The organism is Candidatus Pantoea deserta (assembly GCF_003813865.1).
GTDB lineage: Bacteria > Pseudomonadota > Gammaproteobacteria > Enterobacterales > Enterobacteriaceae > Pantoea > Pantoea deserta.
The window spans coordinates 13,799-33,104 of the sequence record NZ_RMVG01000023.1 but is presented as its reverse complement, the minus strand read 5'-3'; the positions used below and the strand labels follow the sequence as shown (position 1 = coordinate 33,104).

Genomic DNA, 19,306 nt, shown 5'->3' with positions numbered 1-19,306 from the left:
ATAGCCGTATTACTCAGGGAACCACTTCTGGTTCAGCTGTTGCAGCGTGCCGTTGCTCTTCAGCGTTGCCAGCGCCGCGTTGAGTTTGTCGCGCAGCGCGCTATCTCCTTTGCGCACCGCAATGCCCAGGCCGGTGCCGAAATAGGCGTTATCGGTGACGTGTTCGCCAACCGGCGCTAAGCCGCTGTTGGTTTTCAGCCACTGATTCACCACCGCCGTGTCGCCAAATACGCCGTCAAGGCGGCCGTTTTTCATATCCAGAATGGCATTCTGATAGCTGTCATAGGAAACGGTGGTGATTTCAGGATGTTTTTCCTGCAAATATTTCTGATGCGTCGTGCCGTTCTCGACGCCGATGCGTTTCCCCTTAAGCGCGGCCATATCGCTGAATTTGCCTTTTTGCGCGATCACTATGGCCGAGTTGGCGTAGTAGGGCTGGGTAAAGTCCACCTGTTTGCTGCGCTCGTCAGTGATGTCCATTCCAGAGATAACCGCGTCGAAACGGCGAAACTTCAGCGACGGGATCAGGCTGTCAAAGGCATTATTAGTAAAGGTGCACTCCGCCTGTAGCTGCTGACACAGCGCTTTGGCCAGATCGATGTCGTACCCGACGATCTCATTGGCGCTGTTAAGCGATTCAAACGGCGGGTAGGTGGCGGACGAGGCGAAACGAATTTTTTCTGCTGCGTGGGCGCTCATTGCCAGCGATGCCAGAGCGGCGGCAAGGATCCATTTTTTCATCGGTAACTCCTGATACTTATGCCAGAGGCGGAACGGGTTACACGATGCCAGCTAATGCATCTTTATGCAATATTTGTGAGTAAAAAATTAAAAAGGCGAGCAATGCTCGCCTGGTTATTAATTTCTGCGCTCAAAAGCCAGCGCGCGCCGTTCAATCAGCCGCATCATTAACGTCAGCAGGCCGTTGACCACCAGATAGACCAGGCCGGCAGCGGCGAAGACCATAACGTCGTAGGTACGGCCATAGAGCAGCTGACCGTGGCCCATCACTTCCATCAGCGTAATGGTGTAGGCGAGCGAGGTGCCTTTAAACACCAGCACCACCTCATTGGAGTAAGAAGAGAGGGCGCGTTTAAAGGCATAGGGCAGCAAAATACGCAGCGTATCTTTGCGATTCATCCCCAGCGCGGCGCAGGATTGCCACTGACCCGACGGAATAGCGCGCATTGCGCCATAGAACAGCTGCGTGGTGTAGGCCGCGCTGTTAAGCGACAGCGCCAGCATGGCGCACAGCCACGGCTGCGACAGCAGATGCCACAGCCAGGGAATGCTTTGCAGGCTGGGGAACTGACCGGGCCCGTAGTAAATCAGGAAGATCTGCACCAGCAGCGGCGTGCCGGTGAACAGGGTAATATAGATCTTCACCAGCGGACTGAGCAGCGGCGTTTTCAGCGACAGCACTACCGTAAACAGCAGCGCCAGCACCAGCGCCACCAGCAGCGACGCCAGGGTGAGCGTCAGGCTGGTATGCAGCCCTTTCAGAATTTCAGGCAAATAACTCAGCATTAGCCGTTCCCCCGCTCGAAACGCGTGGTACGCAGCTCAATACGACGCAGCACCGCCTGACTCAGCAGCGTAATCACCAGGTAAATCGCTGCGGCAATCAGAAACCAGGTAAAGGGTTCCTGGGTGCGCGTCGCAATGCTTTTGGTCTGAAGCATCAGATCGTTCACGCTAATCAGCGACACCAGCGCGGTATCTTTCAGCAGCACCAGCCACTGATTGCCGAGACCGGGCAGGGCGTGACGCCACATCTGCGGCATAATCAGACGCAGGAAAATAGCGGACTTTTTCATGCCCAGCGCCTGACCCGATTCCCACTGTCCCTGAGGCACCGCCTTCAGCGCGCCGCGCAGGGTTTGCGACGCGTAAGCGGAGTAGAGGATCGCCAGAGCAATGACGCCGCACAAAAACGGACTGACGTCGAAATTTTCGATGGTCATCTGTACCGGTAGCTGGAACAGGCCGAAATTCAGGGTAAAGCCGTCGGAGAGCATCAGCAGCAGCTGTGACGCGCCGAAGTAGATAAAGAGCACCACCAGAATCTCTGGCAGGCCGCGAATCAAGGTAACCAGCGCCGTACCTGTCCAGGCCAGCGGCTTCAGCCGCAGCGATTCCCAGCCGGCAAAAATCATCGCCAGCACGAGGCCGGCGATCAGCGCGCATACAGCGAGGCCGACGGTCATACCGGCGGCGCTGGCGAGAGGATAGAACTCACTCATCGGTAATTACTGCTGGAACCATTTGCTGTAGATCGTTTTATAGGTGCCGTCGGCCTTCACTTTCTCCAGCGCGGCATCGAATTTCGCCTGGAGTTCCGTGTTGCCCTGACGGACGGCGATGCCCAGCCCGGTGCCGAAGTAGGCTTTATCCGTGACTTTTTCACCTACCGCCGCCAGGTTCGCATTCTGCTTCAGCCACTCATTAACCACGGCCGTGTCGCCGAAGACCGCGTCGATACGACCATTTTTCAGGTCAAGCACCGCATTCTGGTAGCTGTCGTAAGGCACAGTGGTGATATCGCCATGCTGATCGTTGAGGTATTTCTGATGCGTGGTGCCGTTCTGCACGCCGACGCGTTTGCCTTTCAGCGCCGCCACATCCGCTACCTTGCCTTTCTGCGCAATAAACAGCGCTGAGTTGTCATAGTAAGGCTTGCTGAACAGCACCTGCTTTTCGCGCTCCGGGGTGATGTCCATACCGGCCATTACCGCGTCGAAACGGCGGAACTTCAGGCTGGGGATCAGGCTATCGAACGCCTGATTGGTAAAGGTGCAGGTGGCGTCCATCTCTTTACAGAGCGCATTCGCCAGGTCGACGTCAAAGCCCTGAATCTTATTGCTGGCGTCAACAAATTCAAACGGAGGGTAAGAGGCTTCAGTGGCGAAGCGAATAGTCTGCGCCGCAGACGCGCTCAGGCTCAGACCAGCAAGCAGTGCAGCAAGTACGATTTTTTTCATGTAGAGCTTCCTGACTTAATGCGAAAGATAATGTGCAAACGCCTCGGTTTGCGGCTGTGTAAATCGGCTGGCGTCACCCTGTTCTACGATATGGCCGTTCTCCATATAGACGACGCGGCTGGCGGTTTTGCGCGCCACTTCGACTTCGTGCGTCACGATAACCTGGGTGATTTGCGTCCTCGCCAGCTCGCGAATAATGCTGACGATCTGCGCGGTGATCTCTGGGTCGAGCGCGGCGGTCGGCTCATCGAACAGCAGCACCTGCGGCTCCATCATCAGGGCGCGCGCGATAGCGACGCGCTGCTGCTGGCCGCCGGAAAGGTGCAGAGGAAAACGATCGGCGTAGGGCGTCAGGCGCAGGCGCTCCAGCAGCTTATCCGCGCGGGCGCGCGCTTCGGCCTTGCTGAGACCCAGCACGCGGCAGGGCGCTTCGATCAGATTCTGTACCACGGTCAGATGCGGCCAGAGGTTATATTGCTGGAAGACCATGCCGACGTTCTGACGCAGTTCGCGGATCGCGGCGTCAGAAGGCGTTTTGCTAAAGTCGAAATGATTACCGGCGATTTGCAGGCTGCCTGAGCGCGGTTGCTCCAGCAGGTTAAGCACGCGCAGGAGTGAGCTTTTCCCCGCGCCGCTTGGGCCGAGTAGCACCAGCGTTTCGCCTTGCGGGCAAGCCAGATTGATGTCAAACAGCGCCTGATGCGCGCCGTAAAAGCAGTTAATCCCGTGTAGTTGAATACTCATGCGCAAATTTTGAATAGCCATTAGTGCCGCGAATCTTAACCGCACCAGAATAGTTATGCAAATGAAGTGGGTTAAAATTTATTAATCTATAGCGAAACAGGTAAAGCGTAGCACATTATCGCGTCACCTGACGGCTGGCCGGGCAGCCGCGCGGTCCGAGGCAAAAAAAAACGCGCCGCCAGGCGACGCGTCTCTTGTGTTGCCGAAAATTATTTAGCGGCCTGCTCCAGCGTCTGGCTAAGGGTGCCGCCGCCCGGATGCGGCCAGTCGGCCGCGTAGCGCACGTCATCCACCACCCAGCAGGTCCCTTCGTGGATCATCAGGACCTCATCCTGCCAGCTTTTGCCATCGCGGCTAAGCTGGACGCGCAGTGGGATATTACGCGCGTCGCGGTTCGGGATGCTTGAGCTGTCTGCGACGCTGGCGGTTGCCGGACCCTGCTGGAGGCTGGAGAAAAGATCGCTGCTGCGCCACTGCGCCGTGGCGTTGTCGCCGTGCGCGCTGGCCTGTTGCAGCGCCTTGTAAAGACGTTCGCTCAGATAGGGGCGATATTTTGCCAGCTGATCGCTGCCCGGCAGACCAGGCGTGGGCTGCTGGATGCGCAGATCGTAGAACTGCTGCGCGACGCTGTCTGGACCACCTTCAACGCAGGGCGCGGTGCGGGGACCATTGTCCTTAATCACTGGCTCAACCGTGGTACAGGCGGAGAGCAGCAGCGCAGTGGGAATCAGCAGCGCAAAGGCTTTGTTTCTCATCTCGATTTCCTTATTGTTCACTGGCAAAGCGTCATTTTTAGCATAGAGTATAGCCGTGCTTTTTAGTCGAAAGAGCCTTGCATCCTATTTCACCAAAGGAGAGAGCGATGAAATTTTCCACTACGCCTGGCCTGGAAGGACACAGCATCAGCGACTACTGCGGCGTTGTGACCGGCGAAGCGATCCTGGGTGCCAATATTTTCCGCGACTTTTTCGCCGGTATTCGCGATGTGGTCGGTGGCCGCTCCGGTGCCTATGAGAAAGAGCTGCGCAAGGCGCGCGAGATCGCCTTTGAAGAGCTGGAAGCGCAGGCAAAGGCGCTGGGCGCCAACGCGGTAGTCGGCATCGACATTGATTACGAAACCGTCGGCAAGGATGGCAGTATGCTGATGGTCAGCGTCAGCGGTACGGCGGTGATCCTGCGTTGAGGTGGCTGTTAGCCGCGCTGGCGCTGCTGCTGGCGGGCTGCCACAGCGGTCTGGAGTCGCGCCAGGGATACTGGGTCGATACCCGGCATCCAGCCTGGGGCGCCAGGCCGCGCGTTAAAGTGATTGTTATTCACTATACCGCCGAAGATTTTGCCTCTTCGCTGGCGACGCTTACTGACCGCGATGTCAGCGCCCACTATTTGATTCCCCGTCAGCCGGCACAGCGCGGCGGGAAGAGCGTGGTCTGGCAGCTGGTGCCGGAAGATCAGCTTGCATGGCATGCCGGACCCAGCTACTGGCGCGGCGCGACGCGCATCAATGACACGTCCATTGGTATCGAGCTGGTGAATCGCGGCTATACGCCGGTCCTGACCGGACGCGACTGGCAGCCTTTTACCCCGGCGCAGATCGCCGCGCTTGGCGTTATGCTGAAGGATATTGCGCGGCGCTACGCCATTGCGCCGGAAAATATCGTCGGCCATAGCGACATCGCGCCGCAGCGCAAGCAGGATCCCGGACCGCTGTTTCCCTGGCGCCAGCTGGCGCAGCAGGGCACCGGCGCCTGGCCGGACGCCTCGCGCGTAGCGCATTTTTTAGCGGATCAGGCGGCGGACGCGCCGGCAGACGCAAAGAAGCTGCTGTCGACACTGGCGCGCTATGGCTATGACGTCAGCGGCGCGACGACGCCGCGTCAGCAGCAACAGCTGATCGCGGCCTTTCAGATGCATTTTCGTCCGGCGGACTATCGCGGCTTGCCGGACGCAGAAACGCTGGCGATCGCCGAGGCGCTGGTGGAGAAGTATGGCGATTAGCGTTGCAGGAAGGCCTTCCAGTGGGCGACCACCTGCTCCAGCGCGTGGCGATCCACATCAAGGTGGGTGACGATGCGCGTCACCGGTCCTGGGCTCAGCAGCACCTCGCGCTGGGCGAACCAGCTTTTCAGCGCCTCAACCTGGTCAGCGGGCACGCGCACAAACAGCATGTTGGTCTGCTGATCGACGATCTCCAGGCCAGCCTGTTGCAGCTGCTGACCAAGCCAGGCGGCGTTATCGTGATCCTCTTTCAGGCGCGCGACGTTATGCTCCAGCGCATACAGCCCCGCCGCGGCCAGAATACCGGCCTGACGCATCCCGCCGCCCGCCATTTTGCGCCAGCGCCGGGCGCGTTCAATATAGGCCTCGCTGCCGCACAGCAGCGATCCTACCGGCGTGCCTAACCCTTTTGACAGGCAGATCGTCAGGGTATCGCAGTAGCGCGCAATCGCCTCCAGCGTGACATTCTGCGCGACCACCGCGTTGAAGATGCGCGCGCCGTCGATATGCAGCGCCAGCTTGCGCTCCCGGGTAAAGTCAAAGGCGCGGGCGAGATACTCCAGCGGCAATACCTTACCGTGATGCGTGTTCTCCAGGCTGAGCAGACGCGTGCGCGCAAAATGGATGTCGTCCGGCTTGATGGCGGCGGCCACCTGCTCCAGCGGCAGGGTGCCGTCTTCGGCGGCAAGGATCGGCTGCGGCTGGATGCTGCCCAGCACCGCCGCGCCGCCCGCTTCATACTTGTAGTTATGCGCCTGCTGACCGACGATATATTCGTCGCCGCGCTCGCAGTGGCTCAGCAGCGCGACCAGATTGGCCTGGGTGCCGGTAGGAAAGAACAGCGCGGCCGCTTTACCGCTAAGCCGTGCGGCCTCGGCTTCCAGCGCGTTCACGGTGGGATCGTCACGATAGACGTCATCGCCGGTTTTTGCGGCCATCATGGCCTGCAACATCGCGGCGCTCGGCCGGGTCACGGTATCACTGCGTAAATCGATCACGTCTCTCTCCTGAGAAAAGAAAAGCGGGCGTAAATGCCCGACAAGATTACCAGCAGGTGTGAAGGCGGCAGGCATGGGCCGGCGGCAACCTCACCCTGCCAGTTCCGCCCGTCCGGATACACGCCTTATCGCTGAGGCGGGCCAGCAATACGGCGTTTTTACCCCTGACGCGCAACGCTTTGCTGGCTGCCCATGCCATCCGCATTGCAGACCGCGGGCAGGCTGAAAAAACCTCAACGCCCGCCGTGCTCTTTCTCTTTTACCGCAGCCAGTTGGTTTTCGCCAGCTCCACCACTTCATCGCCGCGGCCATTCAGAATAGCGCGCAGCATATAGAGGCTAAAGCCTTTTGCCTGCTCCATCTTGATTTGCGGCGGCATCGCCAGCTCTTCTTTGGCGGTAATCACATCCACCAGCACCGGGCCTGGATGGGCGAACGCCTGCTCCAGCGCGCCGTTAAGCTCAGAGGCTTTTTCCACGCGCAGCCCCTTAATGCCGCAGGCCTGGGCGATGGCGGCGAAGTCAGGATTATCCAGCTCGGTGCCGTCGGTGAGATAGCCGCCCGCTTTCATCTCCATGGCGACGAAACCCAGCACGCTGTTATTGAAGATAACCAGCTTTACCGGCAATTTTAGCTGCGCCAGCGTTATAAAATCGCCCATCAGCATGCTAAAGCCGCCGTCGCCGCACAGCGCCACCACCTGACGGCTGCGGTCCAGCGCCTGCGCGCCAAGCGCCTGCGGCATGGCATTGGCCATCGACCCGTGGTTAAAGGAGCCGAGCAGGCGACGGCGTCCGTTCATCTTCAGATAGCGCGCGGCCCAGACGGTCGGCGTGCCGACATCGCAGGTGAAAATCGCATCATCGCTGGCGTAGCGGCTAATCTGCTGCGCCAGATACTGCGGATGAATCGGCTGTTTATCATTGGCGTTCGCCAGCTCGTCCAGCCCTTTACGCGCATCGGCATAGTGTTCCAGCGCGCGATCGAGATGATGGCGATCGGTTTTTTGCGTGAGGCGCGGCAGCAGCGCCTGAAGCGTCGGCTTCACCGCGCCGGTGTAGGCCTGATCGACATGGCAATGCGCCCCCAGGCTGCCGGGATTAATATCGAGCTGAATAATTTTTGCGTGTTCAGGATAAAAGGCGCGATAGGGGAATTTAGTGCCGAGCAGCACCAGCGTGTCGGCATTCATCATGGCGTGGTAGCCCGATGAAAAGCCGATCAGCCCGGTCATACCGACGTCATAGGGATTGTCGTACTCGATATGCTCTTTGCCGCGCAGCGCATGCACCACAGGCGCGTTTAGCGTCTCTGCCAGCCGCACCACCTCCTGGTGCGCGCCGGCGCAGCCGCTGCCGCACAGCAGGGTAATATTGCCCGCCTCATTAAGGGTTTGCGCCAGCCGCGCCAGTTCATCTTCCTGCGGCAGAACCTGCGGCAGCTGCGGCGGGTACCACTCGGCGGAGGCGCTCTCCGGAGCGGGCTTCAGAGCCACATCGCCCGGCAGTACGATCACCGAGACGCCGCGGTTCAGGATCGCTTTGCGCATGGCAATGCCCAGCACCTGAGGAAGCTGCTCGGCGCTGGAAACCAATTCGCAGTAGTGGCTGCATTCGCGGAACAGTTCCTGCGGATGGGTCTCCTGAAAATAGCCGCTGCCGATTTCACTGGAAGGGATGTGCGCGGCAATCGCCAGCACCGGTACGCGGTTGCGATGACAATCGAACAGGCCGTTAATCAGATGCAGGTTGCCGGGTCCGCAGGAACCGGCGCACACCGCCAGCTCGCCGCTGACGTGCGCTTCTGCGCCCGCCGCAAAGGCGGCGACCTCTTCGTGCCGCGTGGGCATCCACTCAATGGTGCCCATACGATTCAGGCTGTCGCTCAGCCCGTTCAGGGAGTCGCCGGTGACGCCCCAGATTCGTTTAACGCCTGCATTTTCCAGCGTTTTTGCGATTAGCGCCGCAACGGTCTGCTTCATGATGCTCTCCTCTGGCAATAGGCCATCTTCCCGATGGCGGACAAAGAAGAAGCCTGGACGAAGTTTCGCGTAGGCAGCTGTAAAAAAGTGCGCTTTAGGTCAGGCAGAGAAAAAGGCGATAAGCAGCGGCGCCAGCAGGCTCATCACAAAGCCGTGCACAATGGCCGCCGGAACGATCTCATTGCCGCCGGCGCGTTGCAGCACCGGCAGCGTGAAATCCATCGCGGTCGCGCCGCACAGCCCCAGCGCGCTGGAGCGATGTCGGGCAATCAGGCCGGGAATAAGCATGATGGCGACAAGCTCGCGTATCAGGTCATTAAAGAACGCGGCGCTGCCCACCACCGGTCCAAACGCCTCCGTCATCAGAATGCCAGAGAGCGAATACCAGCCAAAGCCGCTGGCGAGAGCCAGCCCGGTGTTGAGCGGCAGGCCCAGCAGCGCGGCGGCAAGCGCGCCGCCGAGCAGCGCGCTCAGCAACACCGCCACCGATACCATCATGCCGCGGCGGTTTAGCAGGATCTGACGAAGCGTCATGCCGCTGCCGCGCAGCTGCACGCCCACCAGGAACAGCAGGAAAATCAGCGCGTATTCGCTGGCGGTCGAGGCGTGGCGTAAAAAAGCCAGCTGCGTCAGGCCCGTCAGGAAGCCCAGCACCACCACGCCGCACAGCGTCAGCGAGTCGAGCGCCATGCGTAGCCGCGAAGGCAGGGCTTCCTGCTTATGCTTGTGCTGCCAGGGGCGACGCTTTTCCAGCAGGCGCAGCGCCAGTAGATTGCAGATCAGGATCGCCAGAGAAGAGGTCAGCGCGATATGAAACACGCTGAGCAGATTACGACTGAGATTATCGAGAAAGGCGAGGCTGATGCCCATAAAGAAAAGAATGATATAGACCATCCAGCCCAGCAGGCGATTTACAAGGCGCAACACGGTCGGCTGGCGCAGCGGCAAAAGCCAGCCGATAACCAGCGGCAGTAAAATAATTAGCAGTCCTGAATACATGGCGAGCGACGTTTCCATACAAAAAAAGTGGCGACAACGCTAGCGAAAAAGGCAGAGAGAGTAAACTGTTACCTGACAGCGCGCCGCCAGGGCGGGCGACGGCGAGTTAACCGCATGTGCGCAGATAATAAAAATGCCAGCGGTACGGCTGGCATTTTTTGGGGGAGTGTTCAGAATGGGGTGATGGTCGTTCAGACATGCACCGCCGCGTCGACCGGCACAATCAGGCTGGCATGATTGCCTTTCGGACCCTGATGAACATCAAACTGAACTTGTTGGCCGGCTTTTAGCGTTCTGTAACCATCCATCTGAATCGTAGAGTAGTGTGCGAAGATGTCTTCTCCGCCACCGATCGGACAGATAAAGCCGAAGCCCTTGGCGTTGTTGAACCATTTAACAGTACCTGTCTCCATGCTTTTACTTCCCTCGCAAGACTTTTGATAACCAGGTGAGTAGTTGAAGCTGTGAGTCGGTTTTGTTTAAAACTCAATCAGCTTGTGTCTGTAGAATGTAGAGAAATGGACCCTTGCGTCAAGCAAACCACCCGAGAGCGCGGCGATAAAATCGCCAAAATTTGAAGCAGTTAACGCTATTGCAAATTTTGTGATACAGGTCGCGCGGGGGTTTTGGGACAAAAAATTAACGCAGCCTGAGGGGGCTTGACAGGCGTGTTAAACTCTACGTATGGACAGTTAATCGTCCGTACCGATATGCAGAATTTCAACGGAACATTATGGCAAACACTAACGACTGGCTTAACTTTGAACATCTGGCCGAAGATAAAGCGAAGGAGGGGCTGAAGCCGCCTTCAATGTATAAAGTCATTCTCAATAATGACGATTATACGCCTATGGAATTTGTTATTGACGTTCTGCAAAAGTTCTTTTCTTATGATGTTGAACGTGCAACGCAACTGATGCTGAAAGTTCACTACCATGGAAAGGCGATTTGCGGTGTGTTTACCGCCGAAGTTGCGGAGACCAAAGTCGCTCAGGTGAACAATTACGCGCGGGAGAATCAGCATCCATTGCTGTGTACGCTGGAAAAAGCCTGAACTCGCCCTCATATAGTGAAGGTGAGGTTATCAGAGCGATAATTGGGGGAGGTGCCTAATGCTCAATCAAGAACTGGAACTCAGTTTAAACATGGCTTTCGCCAGAGCGCGTGAGCACCGTCATGAGTTTATGACCGTCGAGCATTTGTTGCTGGCACTGCTCAGCAACCCGTCGGCCAGAGAGGCACTGGAAGCCTGTACCGTCGATATTGTCGCTCTGCGGCAAGAACTCGAAGCCTTTATCGAACAGACCACACCGGTGCTGCCCGTCAGCGAAGGTGAGCGCGATACTCAACCTACGCTCAGCTTCCAGCGCGTGTTGCAGCGTGCGGTGTTCCATGTCCAGTCATCGGGCCGCAGCGAAGTCTCCGGCGCCAATGTGCTGGTCGCCATCTTCAGCGAGCAGGAGTCGCAAGCGGCCTATCTGCTGCGTAAACACGAAGTCAGCCGTCTCGACGTGGTGAACTTCATTTCTCACGGGACGCGCAAAGACGAACCCGGTCAGACGCCCCATAATGAGAATCCGGTCAATGAAGAGCAAGCAGGCGGGGAGGATCGTATGGAAAACTTCACCACCAATCTTAATCAGCTTGCTCGCGTCGGCGGTATCGATCCGCTGATCGGTCGCGATAAAGAGCTGGAGCGTACCATTCAGGTGCTGTGCCGTCGTCGGAAAAACAACCCGCTGCTGGTGGGCGAGTCTGGCGTCGGTAAAACCGCGATTGCGGAAGGTCTCGCCTGGCGTATTGTGCAGGGCGACGTGCCGGAAGTGATGAAAGAGTGCACCATCTACTCGCTCGACATCGGCTCGCTGCTGGCGGGCACTAAATATCGCGGCGACTTTGAGAAGCGCTTTAAGGCGCTGCTGAAACAGCTGGAGCAGGACAACAGCAGCATTCTGTTTATCGATGAAATCCATACCATCATCGGCGCAGGCGCGGCTTCAGGCGGCCAGGTGGATGCGGCTAACCTGATCAAACCGCTGCTCTCCAGCGGCAAAATTCGCGTGATGGGTTCGACGACCTATCAGGAGTTCAGCAATATCTTTGAAAAAGATCGCGCGCTGGCGCGTCGTTTCCAGAAAATTGATATCACTGAACCTTCGGTCGATGAAACCGTTCAGATCCTGAACGGCCTGAAGCCGAAATATGAGGCGCATCATGACGTGCGCTATACGGCGAAAGCCGTGCGTGCGGCGGTGGAGCTGGCGGTTAAATATATCAATGACCGCCATCTGCCGGATAAAGCTATTGATGTCATTGATGAAGCGGGCGCGCGGGCGCGTTTAATGCCTGTCAGCAAGCGGAAAAAAACCATCAATGTGGCGGACATCGAATCCGTGGTGGCGCGCATTGCCCGTATTCCTGAGAAGAGCGTTTCCGCAACCGACCGCGACACGCTGAAAAATCTCGGCGATCGTCTGAAAATGCTGGTATTTGGTCAGGATAACGCCATCGAAGCGCTGACCGAGGCGATTAAGATGAGTCGCGCCGGACTGGGGCAGGATCGTAAGCCGGTCGGCTCTTTCCTGTTTGCCGGACCAACCGGCGTCGGGAAAACCGAGGTAACGGTTCAGCTGGCGAAAGCGCTGGGTATCGAGCTGCTGCGCTTCGACATGTCCGAATATATGGAACGCCATACGGTGAGCCGCTTGATCGGCGCGCCTCCGGGCTATGTAGGCTTTGACCAGGGCGGTCTGCTGACCGATGCGGTGATCAAACATCCGCACGCGGTCGTGCTTCTCGACGAAATCGAAAAAGCGCACCCTGACGTCTTTAACCTGCTGTTGCAGGTCATGGACAACGGTATGCTGACCGACAATAACGGGCGTAAAGCGGACTTCCGCAACGTGGTGCTGGTCATGACCACTAACGCCGGGGTACGTGAAACCGAGCGTAAATCCATCGGCCTGATCCAGCAGGACAACAGCACCGATGCGATGGAAGAGATCAAGAAGATCTTTACGCCGGAGTTCCGCAACCGTCTCGACAACATCATCTGGTTCCGTCACCTGTCAACGGATGTTATCCATCAGGTTGTGGACAAATTTATTGTCGAACTACAGGCTCAGCTGGATGCGAAGGGCGTTTCCCTGGAGGTCAGCGACGAAGCGCGCGACTGGCTGGCAGAGAAAGGCTACGACAAGGCGATGGGCGCGCGTCCTATGGCGCGTACGGTGCAGGAAAACCTCAAAAAACCGCTGGCGAACGAACTGCTGTTCGGCTCGCTGGTGGATGGCGGATCGGTTTCGGTGGCGCTCGACAAAGAGAAGAACCAGCTGACCTATCACTTCCTCAGCGCGGAAAAACGCAAAACGGAAGGAACGGTGCACTGAGTGCTGTAATGTAAAAATAGAAAAGGCCAGATTCGCATCTGGCCTTTTTTTTCACCGCCGTTCAGGCGGCGAAAGCAGACTGTAGCCGCTTAGCGACTACGGAAGACAATGCGGCCTTTGCTCAGGTCGTACGGGGTCAGCTCAACAGTGACTTTGTCGCCCGTCAGGATGCGGATATAGTTTTTACGCATTTTACCGGAGATATGAGCGGTAACCACGTGCCCGTTTTCAAGTTCTACGCGGAACATGGTGTTAGGTAACGTATCAAGTACGGTACCTTGCATTTCAATATTGTCTTCTTTGGCCATCGAATCCTCTGGGTGGACTAGCTTTCAGTGAACCGGCAAGATAATGCCGAATTCCATGATTTATGTAAAGAAACGTTGGCAATAAGGCCAACGCTTCGCCGTGCTTCGCGCGTCAGGCACGAGCATCTCGGTTAAATTCGGGTGTTTATGTGACGTCTGCGGGGGATTAGCGGGCTAAGAATCTGCATCAGTAGGCGGTAACACGCGCTCATCTGAAACAGTTCCGGGAGTGCGTTATGATTCCCAGCCTGGCAATTCCGGCTCGCCGTTGCGAAGCGCGGACGACATACCAAACGCGACTATTATACCACTTTTACGCCTGCTTGTGTGCAAAACATCTGCGCAGGCTCAAAAAAGCGTTTGCGTGCGCCAGCAGCCTGGGCTGACGGGCTGCCAGGCAAGGGCCTGAACGTACTGTAAATAGTCGACGCGAGGGATCTCCACCGCGCCCAGCGAGGCGGTATGCGGGTTTAAAACCTGACAATCCACCAGCCTGCCCTGATGTTTGATGAAATGCTGGCAAAATACCCACAGTGCCGTTTTTGAGGCATTCTCACGGCGGCTAAACATCGATTCGCCGCAAAAAATCTGCCCCAGCGCCAGCCCGTACATGCCGCCGACCAGCTGCTGATCCTGCCAGACCTCGACTGAGTGGGCGTGGCCCAGCTCATACAGCCGCTGCCACGCCCGTTTGACTTCAAACGTAATCCAGGTGCCTTCCTGACGGCCTGTGGCGCAGCCTTCGACCACGTCGAAAAAGGCCTGATTCATGGTGACGCGATAGGGCGAGCGGCGATGGAAGCGCGCCATGCTGCGACTCAGGTGAAAGGTTTCCGGCAGCAGCACCGCGCGCGGATCCGGCGACCACCACAGGATGGGATCGCCTGGAGAGAACCACGGAAAAATGCCGCGCTGATAGGCGCTCAGCAGTCGGGCAGGGGAGAGATCGCCTCCCATCGCCAGCAGACCGTTCGGCTCGCGCAGCGCCATTTCAGGTGGAGGAAAATGAAGGGATTCCCGTGACAGTTGCACCAGTCTCATTGCATCTTTACTCGTCGGCTTTTCGCTAAGACTATAGCGCAATGCGCTGCTGGTAATGCCAGTAGCGCCCCTCTTTTGAGATTAATTCGTGATGAGTGCCCTGTTCAACGATTTGGCCGTTTTCCATCACGCAGATGCGATCCAGCGCCGCCAGCCCGGTCAGCCGGTGCGTAACCATAATCAGGGTTTTCCCGGCGGTGACCCGCTGGAGCAGCGCCAGAATATGGTGTTCGGTGGTAGCGTCAAGCCCTTCAGTAGGCTCATCCAGCAGCCAGAGATCGCCATCGTGCAGCAGCGCGCGCGCAATAGCCAGCCGTCGCAGTTCGCCGCCTGACAGGGGACGCCCGCCTTCGCCGAGCCACGCGTTCAGCCCCTCATCACCTTCCAGCAGGCGCGCCAGCCCGGTCTGGTGCAACACGTCGCTCAGCCGCGCGTCGCTGGCATCCGGCCGCGCGATCCGCAGGTTGTCGCGCAGCGTCTGGTTAAACAGGTGCACACGCTGCGTTACTACGCTAATACGCTGGCGTAGCGCGGCTTCGCTCCAGCGGCTCAGCGCGACGTTTTGCAGGGCGACAGAACCGGACTCCACGTCCCAGGCGCGCGTCAGCAGCGCCAGCAGGGTGGATTTACCACAGCCCGTCGGGCCGAGCAGGGCCATGCGCTCGCCAGGCTGAATGTGCAGAGAGAAATGATTCAGCACCGCTTCGCCACGCTGTGGATAGTGAAAAATCACTTTTTCTATGGCTACGGCCAGGCTGCCCGGCTCGATAGCCGAGGCTGGCGGAAAGATGAGAGCAGGGGGCTGATCGATAATGGCGTTGACGCGCTCAGCGGCAGCCGACACCTGCGCCAGCGGCAAAAAGGCCCCCGCAACCGGCGCCAGCGCTTCGAAAGCCGCCAGCGCGCAGAACACCACCAGCGCAATCAATGCCCCTGGCGCAGGCCAGTTGGCCAGGCCATCTGCGCTGAGCCACAGCAGCAGCGTTACGGTCCCGCCGCTCAGCAGCAGCAGCAGACTTTGTGACAGCGCCTGCAAACGGTGCTGCTGACGCTGCGCCTCTTGCCAGCGGCGTTCCTCAAGGTCGAGCCGCTGGCGCCAGCGCGCCGCCAGCGCGTAAATCGTCAGTTCGGCCTGGCCGCTCAGCCAGTGCATAAGCTGCAAACGCCAGCGGGCGCGCTGCCGGGCGATCGCGCGGCCAGCAGGCGCGCCCAGCCGATAAAACAGCGGCGGCAGGATAATCAGCGTCGCCAGCATAATGCCGCCCAGGATCAGCGCCAGCGGAAGATCGATCAGGCTGATGCCCAGCGTTACCGCCAGGATTACCACAAAGGCCCCGGCGAGCGGCGCCATCACCCGTAAATAGAGGTGGTCGAGCGTATCCACATCGCTGACAAAACGATTGAGCAGATCGCCCTGACGAAAGGCGGCGAGCTGGCCAGGCGATAGCGCAATCAGGCGGCTGAAGGTAAATACGCGCAGATGTTGCAGCACGCGAAAGGTCGCGTCGTGGCTGACCAGGCGCTCGAAATAGCGCGCGGCGGTGCGTATGATTGCCGCGCCGCGCACGCCCGCGGCGGGCAGCATATAGTTAAAGCTGTAAAGACCCGCCATGCCCGCCAGCGACGAGGCGGCCAGGAACCAGCCCGACAGCGTGAGCAGGCCGATACTGGCCAGTAACGTGGCGATAGCGAGCAGCACCCCGAGCAGCAGGCGGTAGGGATGGCGCTGATACAGGCGCAGGAAAGGACGCAGCGCAGACATTAATCAATCTCCTGTTGACGATGCGACACCATCTGGCTGAAAGGACCCGGCGCGCTCGCCAGCGTTTGCCAGCTCCCTTGCTGAACCAGTCGACCCTCCTGCATGACCCAAATCGCGTCCCAGTGGGCCAGCCGATCGAGCTGGTGGGTGATCATCAGGGTGGTCTGCTGGCGAGAGGCCTTTTCAAGCGCGCGCATCACATGCTGCTCGCTGTGGCTGTCAAGACTGGCGGCAGGCTCATCCAGCAGCAGCAGACGCGCCGGTTTATACAGCGTGCGGGCCAGCACAATGCGCTGCGCCTGACCAACAGAGAGACCGGCTCCCTCGTCGCCCGTGCGCGTCGCGATACCCTGAGCGAGGCGGGGTAAAAATTCATCGATGCCACAGTCTGCCAGCAATCGCGCCAGCTTAGCCTCGTCCTGAGCGCTGCCCATCACGATGTTATCGTACAGCCTGTCCGCCGGCAGCTGCGGGTTCTGCCCAAGCCAGGCGATCTGTTGCTGCCAGGCGCTGCGGCTCATTTCACGCAGCTCAGTGCCGTTGACGCGCAGTGAACCCTCATACGGCAGAAAGCCGAGCAGCACGTTCATCAGCACGGTTTTTCCCGCGCCGCTTTGTCCCACCAGCGCCACGCGCTCGCCTGCTGCAAGGGTAAAGCTCAGTGGACCGCACAATGGCTGTTTATCCGCGCTCAGGGCCACCAGATCTTCAGCGACGAGGGTTATCGCCGCATCGGCGTCAGGCTCAGCGCAGCCGCCTGTTTCCACAGGCTGCGGGCTTTCGCGCATAAAGCGCTCCAGCGCTTCCGCTCCGCCGACCGCCTGCGCTTTCGCATGGTAAAACGCGCCGAGATCGCGCAGCGGCTGAAAAAATTCCGGCGCCAGGATCAGGGCGATAAAACCGGCAAACAGCGTGACGCCCTGGCCGTAGGCGCCGAAATGCAGTTCGCCGAGGTAGGAGAAACCGAAATAGACCGCCACCACGGCAATCGCCAGCGACGCGAAAAATTCCAGCACGGCCGAAGAGAGAAAGGCGAGACGCAGCACGTCCATGGTGCGCTGGCGGAAATCTGTGGTGGACTGGGCGATGGCGACGGTTTCCGCCTCGGCGCGATGAAACAGGCGCAGGGTCTCGCGTCCGCGCAGGCGATCGAGAAAGTCGCCGCTCAGGCGGGCCAGCGCGATAAAATTGCGGCGGTTGGCGTCAGCGGCTCCCATGCCGACCAGCGCCATAAACAGCGGGATCAGCGGCGCGGTAGCCAGCAGAATCAGGCCAGCCGCCCAGTTCAGCGGAAACAGGGTAAGAAGAATACAGAGCGGAATCAGCGCGGCCAGCGTCATCTGCGGCAGATAGCGCGCATAGTAGTCCTGCATCTCTTCGACCTGCTCCAGCAGCAGCGTCGCCCAGCTGCCTGCGGGTTTGCCGCGAATCCAGGCGGGTCCCAGCGCGGAGAGGCGATCCAGCACCTGCTGACGCAATGCCCGGCGAATGGCCTGACCGGCGCGGAAGCCCGCCATCTCGCGCCCGTAGTTGAGCAGGGCGCGCAGCGCAAAGCAGAGCAGCAAACAGCCAAAGGGGAGAAGCAGGTCGCCGCGCGGTCGCTGCTCGACAATCAGCGCCTGGAGCAGAAAGGCCAGTAGCCAGGCCTGAGCGATAATCACCAGCGCGCTGAGCAGCCCGGCGAGGGTCGCCAGCCGCAGCCAGCGACCGCCCCAGGCGCGTTGCTGGCGTAGCCAGCGGGTAAGTTCCTGTTGCCGCGTTTTATTCATGCGAGACCGTATGCATTGCCAGTGACCAACCAAAGGAGAAAAGGCGTTCTCTTCAGGCGCACGAATCTAGCATGACGGCATAAAAAAAGGCGACTGAAAAACCGTCGCCTTGTATAACCTGGATCAGAGAAATAACAACTTACCGATCGTTTTTAACCAGACCGTCCAGATAACGCTCAGCATCCAGCGCGGCCATACAGCCGGTGCCCGCAGAGGTAATCGCCTGACGATAGATATGGTCCATGACGTCGCCTGCGGCGAATACGCCCGGAATGCTGGTTTGCGTGGCGTTGCCATGCAGGCCGGACTGCACCTTGATATAGCCATTTTCCAGCGCCAGCTGACCTTCAAAGATCGCCGTGTTGGGGCTATGGCCAATCGCCACAAACAGGCCCGCGACCTCCAGCGACTCGGTTTCCGCGTCGTTCAGCGTGGAGCGCAGCGTCAGGCCGGTTACGCCCATCTGATCGCCAACGACTTCTTCCAGCGTGCGGTCGGTATGCAGCACGATATTGCCGTTGCGCACTTTTTCCATCAGGCGGTCAATCAGGATCTTTTCCGCGCGGAAGCTGTCGCGACGGTGAATGAGATGGACCTCTGCGGCGATATTCGCCAGATAGAGCGCCTCTTCAACGGCGGTGTTGCCGCCGCCGATCACAGCGACTTTCTGGTTGCGATAAAAGAAGCCGTCGCAGGTGGCGCAGGCGGAGACGCCTTTGCCCTTGAACGCCTCTTCAGACGGCAGTCCCAGATAGCGCGCCGAAGCGCCGGTAGCGATAATCAGCGCGTCAGCGGTGTACTCTCCGCTGTCGCCGGTCAGGCGAAACGGACGGTTCTGTAAATCGACGGTATGAATATGGTCGAAAATGATTTCGGTATTAAATTTTTCGGCATGCTCGTGCATGCGCTCCATCAGCGAGGGACCTGTAAGATCGTGCGGGTCGCCGGGCCAGTTCTCTACCTCGGTCGTGGTGGTCAGCTGACCGCCTTTTTCGAGGCCGGTAATCAGCACCGGGTTCAGGTTAGCGCGTGCAGCATAGACCGCTGCGGTGTAACCCGCCGGGCCGGAACCCAGAATGAGCAATTTACTGTGTTTGGCCGTACTCATATGATCCTCAGTTTCAATCGGCTGACAACATGACCTGGGATTGTAGGGAATTTAACGAGGCAAAAAAAGGGCTGGAAAATTTTGTTGCCGATAGCTGCAAACGGCGTAGACGATAAGCGAACGTTTTGCACGCGCGTTGCGCTAAAAAGGGGCAATAATCGGTTTTTACTGGTGCAGAAGTTGAAAAATACTCATTTAAAAACAGTAACCCAGCGGTCTGTCTGGCATCTT

19 protein-coding genes are annotated in these 19,306 nt (G+C 58.7%); 4 read left to right on the top strand and 15 right to left on the bottom strand.

What is annotated here, in order from left to right:
- Window positions 1-9 precede the first annotated feature (9 nt).
- From BBB56_RS20785 to BBB56_RS20760, 6 genes are all read right to left on the bottom strand, one after another.
- A complete protein-coding gene (locus BBB56_RS20785) occupies window positions 10-741 on the bottom strand; it encodes an arginine ABC transporter substrate-binding protein (protein ID WP_123802828.1) in 732 nt (243 codons plus the stop codon).
- Between the two features lie 117 nt (window positions 742-858).
- Window positions 859-1,527, bottom strand: coding sequence for an arginine ABC transporter permease ArtM (gene artM / locus BBB56_RS20780; RefSeq protein WP_123802827.1), 669 nt, complete (start codon window positions 1,525-1,527; stop codon window positions 859-861).
- Entirely contained in the window at window positions 1,527-2,243 is a 717-nt protein-coding gene (artQ, locus tag BBB56_RS20775) for an arginine ABC transporter permease ArtQ (protein ID WP_123802826.1), read from the bottom strand. The genes artM and artQ overlap by 1 nt, the downstream gene beginning before the upstream one ends.
- A 6-nt stretch (window positions 2,244-2,249) precedes the next feature.
- On the bottom strand, window positions 2,250-2,981 hold the full coding sequence (artJ, locus tag BBB56_RS20770) for an arginine ABC transporter substrate-binding protein (protein ID WP_123802825.1): 732 nt from the start codon (window positions 2,979-2,981) through the stop codon (window positions 2,250-2,252).
- 15 nt (window positions 2,982-2,996) lie between these two features.
- Window positions 2,997-3,725 (bottom strand): arginine ABC transporter ATP-binding protein ArtP, encoded by a 729-nt coding sequence (artP, locus tag BBB56_RS20765; RefSeq protein WP_123802824.1) that lies wholly within the window; start codon window positions 3,723-3,725, stop codon window positions 2,997-2,999.
- 209 nt (window positions 3,726-3,934) lie between these two features.
- A complete protein-coding gene (locus tag BBB56_RS20760; RefSeq protein ID WP_123802823.1) occupies window positions 3,935-4,480 on the bottom strand; it encodes a lipoprotein in 546 nt (181 codons plus the stop codon).
- 107 nt (window positions 4,481-4,587) lie between these two features.
- Here BBB56_RS20760 and BBB56_RS20755 point away from each other — a divergent pair, with 107 nt between their 5' ends.
- Window positions 4,588-4,908 carry a heavy metal-binding domain-containing protein gene (locus tag BBB56_RS20755; RefSeq protein ID WP_123802822.1) on the top strand — a complete coding sequence of 107 codons (321 nt, stop codon included), beginning with the start codon at window positions 4,588-4,590 and terminating at the stop codon, window positions 4,906-4,908.
- Entirely contained in the window at window positions 4,905-5,720 is an 816-nt protein-coding gene (locus BBB56_RS20750) for an N-acetylmuramoyl-L-alanine amidase (protein ID WP_123802821.1), read from the top strand. The genes BBB56_RS20755 and BBB56_RS20750 overlap by 4 nt, the downstream gene beginning before the upstream one ends.
- On the opposite strand, the gene ltaE is transcribed toward BBB56_RS20750, so the two are convergent.
- From ltaE to cspD, 4 genes are all read right to left on the bottom strand, one after another.
- Entirely contained in the window at window positions 5,717-6,718 is a 1,002-nt protein-coding gene (gene ltaE / locus BBB56_RS20745; protein WP_123802820.1) for a low-specificity L-threonine aldolase, read from the bottom strand. The genes BBB56_RS20750 and ltaE overlap by 4 nt on opposite strands.
- A 259-nt stretch (window positions 6,719-6,977) precedes the next feature.
- Window positions 6,978-8,699, bottom strand: a complete 1,722-nt coding sequence (gene poxB, locus BBB56_RS20740; RefSeq protein WP_123802819.1) for a ubiquinone-dependent pyruvate dehydrogenase — start codon at window positions 8,697-8,699, stop codon at window positions 6,978-6,980.
- Window positions 8,700-8,798: 99 nt separating this feature from the next.
- Complete coding sequence (locus BBB56_RS20735) at window positions 8,799-9,698, bottom strand: LysO family transporter (RefSeq protein ID WP_123802818.1); 900 nt, start codon at window positions 9,696-9,698, stop codon at window positions 8,799-8,801.
- 191 nt (window positions 9,699-9,889) lie between these two features.
- The gene (cspD, locus tag BBB56_RS20730; protein WP_123802817.1) at window positions 9,890-10,111 is read right to left on the bottom strand and encodes a cold shock-like protein CspD; all 222 of its coding nucleotides are present in this window, start codon (window positions 10,109-10,111) and stop codon (window positions 9,890-9,892) included.
- Between the two features lie 320 nt (window positions 10,112-10,431).
- On the opposite strand from cspD, the gene clpS reads away from it, so the two are divergent.
- On the top strand, window positions 10,432-10,752 hold the full coding sequence (gene clpS, locus BBB56_RS20725; RefSeq protein ID WP_123802816.1) for an ATP-dependent Clp protease adapter ClpS: 321 nt from the start codon (window positions 10,432-10,434) through the stop codon (window positions 10,750-10,752).
- 58 nt (window positions 10,753-10,810) lie between these two features.
- Window positions 10,811-13,087 (top strand): ATP-dependent Clp protease ATP-binding subunit ClpA, encoded by a 2,277-nt coding sequence (clpA, locus tag BBB56_RS20720; RefSeq protein WP_123802815.1) that lies wholly within the window; start codon window positions 10,811-10,813, stop codon window positions 13,085-13,087.
- An 89-nt stretch (window positions 13,088-13,176) separates the two neighbouring features.
- Here clpA and infA read toward each other — a convergent pair whose 3' ends face one another.
- The 5 genes from infA to trxB form a co-directional block, all read right to left on the bottom strand.
- Window positions 13,177-13,395, bottom strand: a complete 219-nt coding sequence (gene infA, locus BBB56_RS20715; protein ID WP_002211347.1) for a translation initiation factor IF-1 — start codon at window positions 13,393-13,395, stop codon at window positions 13,177-13,179.
- Window positions 13,396-13,743: 348 nt separating this feature from the next.
- Window positions 13,744-14,436 carry a leucyl/phenylalanyl-tRNA--protein transferase gene (aat, locus tag BBB56_RS20710; RefSeq protein WP_123802814.1) on the bottom strand — a complete coding sequence of 231 codons (693 nt, stop codon included), beginning with the start codon at window positions 14,434-14,436 and terminating at the stop codon, window positions 13,744-13,746.
- Between the two features lie 31 nt (window positions 14,437-14,467).
- Window positions 14,468-16,198, bottom strand: a complete 1,731-nt coding sequence (gene cydC, locus BBB56_RS20705) for a heme ABC transporter ATP-binding protein/permease CydC (protein WP_123802813.1) — start codon at window positions 16,196-16,198, stop codon at window positions 14,468-14,470.
- The gene (cydD, locus tag BBB56_RS20700; RefSeq protein ID WP_123802812.1) at window positions 16,198-17,967 is read right to left on the bottom strand and encodes a heme ABC transporter permease/ATP-binding protein CydD; all 1,770 of its coding nucleotides are present in this window, start codon (window positions 17,965-17,967) and stop codon (window positions 16,198-16,200) included. The genes cydC and cydD overlap by 1 nt, the downstream gene beginning before the upstream one ends.
- Before the next feature lie 139 nt (window positions 17,968-18,106).
- Window positions 18,107-19,075 carry a thioredoxin-disulfide reductase gene (gene trxB / locus BBB56_RS20695; protein ID WP_123802811.1) on the bottom strand — a complete coding sequence of 323 codons (969 nt, stop codon included), beginning with the start codon at window positions 19,073-19,075 and terminating at the stop codon, window positions 18,107-18,109.
- Window positions 19,076-19,306: the final 231 nt, after the last annotated feature.

What these genes read in the sequence shown, in the direction of transcription:
- BBB56_RS20785 (WP_123802828.1), bottom strand. Translation starts at nt 741, where the DNA reads ATGAAAAAATGGATCCTTGCCGCCGCTCTGGCATCGCTGGCAATGAGC.
- artM (WP_123802827.1), bottom strand. Translation starts at nt 1,527, where the DNA reads ATGCTGAGTTATTTGCCTGAAATTCTGAAAGGGCTGCATACCAGCCTG.
- artQ (WP_123802826.1), bottom strand. Translation starts at nt 2,243, where the DNA reads ATGAGTGAGTTCTATCCTCTCGCCAGCGCCGCCGGTATGACCGTCGGC.
- artJ (WP_123802825.1), bottom strand. Translation starts at nt 2,981, where the DNA reads ATGAAAAAAATCGTACTTGCTGCACTGCTTGCTGGTCTGAGCCTGAGC.
- artP (WP_123802824.1), bottom strand. Translation starts at nt 3,725, where the DNA reads ATGAGTATTCAACTACACGGGATTAACTGCTTTTACGGCGCGCATCAG.
- BBB56_RS20760 (WP_123802823.1), bottom strand. Translation starts at nt 4,480, where the DNA reads ATGAGAAACAAAGCCTTTGCGCTGCTGATTCCCACTGCGCTGCTGCTC.
- BBB56_RS20755 (WP_123802822.1), top strand. Translation starts at nt 4,588, where the DNA reads ATGAAATTTTCCACTACGCCTGGCCTGGAAGGACACAGCATCAGCGAC.
- poxB (WP_123802819.1), bottom strand. Translation starts at nt 8,699, where the DNA reads ATGAAGCAGACCGTTGCGGCGCTAATCGCAAAAACGCTGGAAAATGCA.
- BBB56_RS20735 (WP_123802818.1), bottom strand. Translation starts at nt 9,698, where the DNA reads ATGTATTCAGGACTGCTAATTATTTTACTGCCGCTGGTTATCGGCTGG.
- cspD (WP_123802817.1), bottom strand. Translation starts at nt 10,111, where the DNA reads ATGGAGACAGGTACTGTTAAATGGTTCAACAACGCCAAGGGCTTCGGC.
- clpS (WP_123802816.1), top strand. Translation starts at nt 10,432, where the DNA reads ATGGCAAACACTAACGACTGGCTTAACTTTGAACATCTGGCCGAAGAT.
- clpA (WP_123802815.1), top strand. Translation starts at nt 10,811, where the DNA reads ATGCTCAATCAAGAACTGGAACTCAGTTTAAACATGGCTTTCGCCAGA.
- infA (WP_002211347.1), bottom strand. Translation starts at nt 13,395, where the DNA reads ATGGCCAAAGAAGACAATATTGAAATGCAAGGTACCGTACTTGATACG.
- aat (WP_123802814.1), bottom strand. Translation starts at nt 14,436, where the DNA reads ATGAGACTGGTGCAACTGTCACGGGAATCCCTTCATTTTCCTCCACCT.
- cydC (WP_123802813.1), bottom strand. Translation starts at nt 16,198, where the DNA reads ATGTCTGCGCTGCGTCCTTTCCTGCGCCTGTATCAGCGCCATCCCTAC.
- cydD (WP_123802812.1), bottom strand. Translation starts at nt 17,967, where the DNA reads ATGAATAAAACGCGGCAACAGGAACTTACCCGCTGGCTACGCCAGCAA.
- trxB (WP_123802811.1), bottom strand. Translation starts at nt 19,075, where the DNA reads ATGAGTACGGCCAAACACAGTAAATTGCTCATTCTGGGTTCCGGCCCG.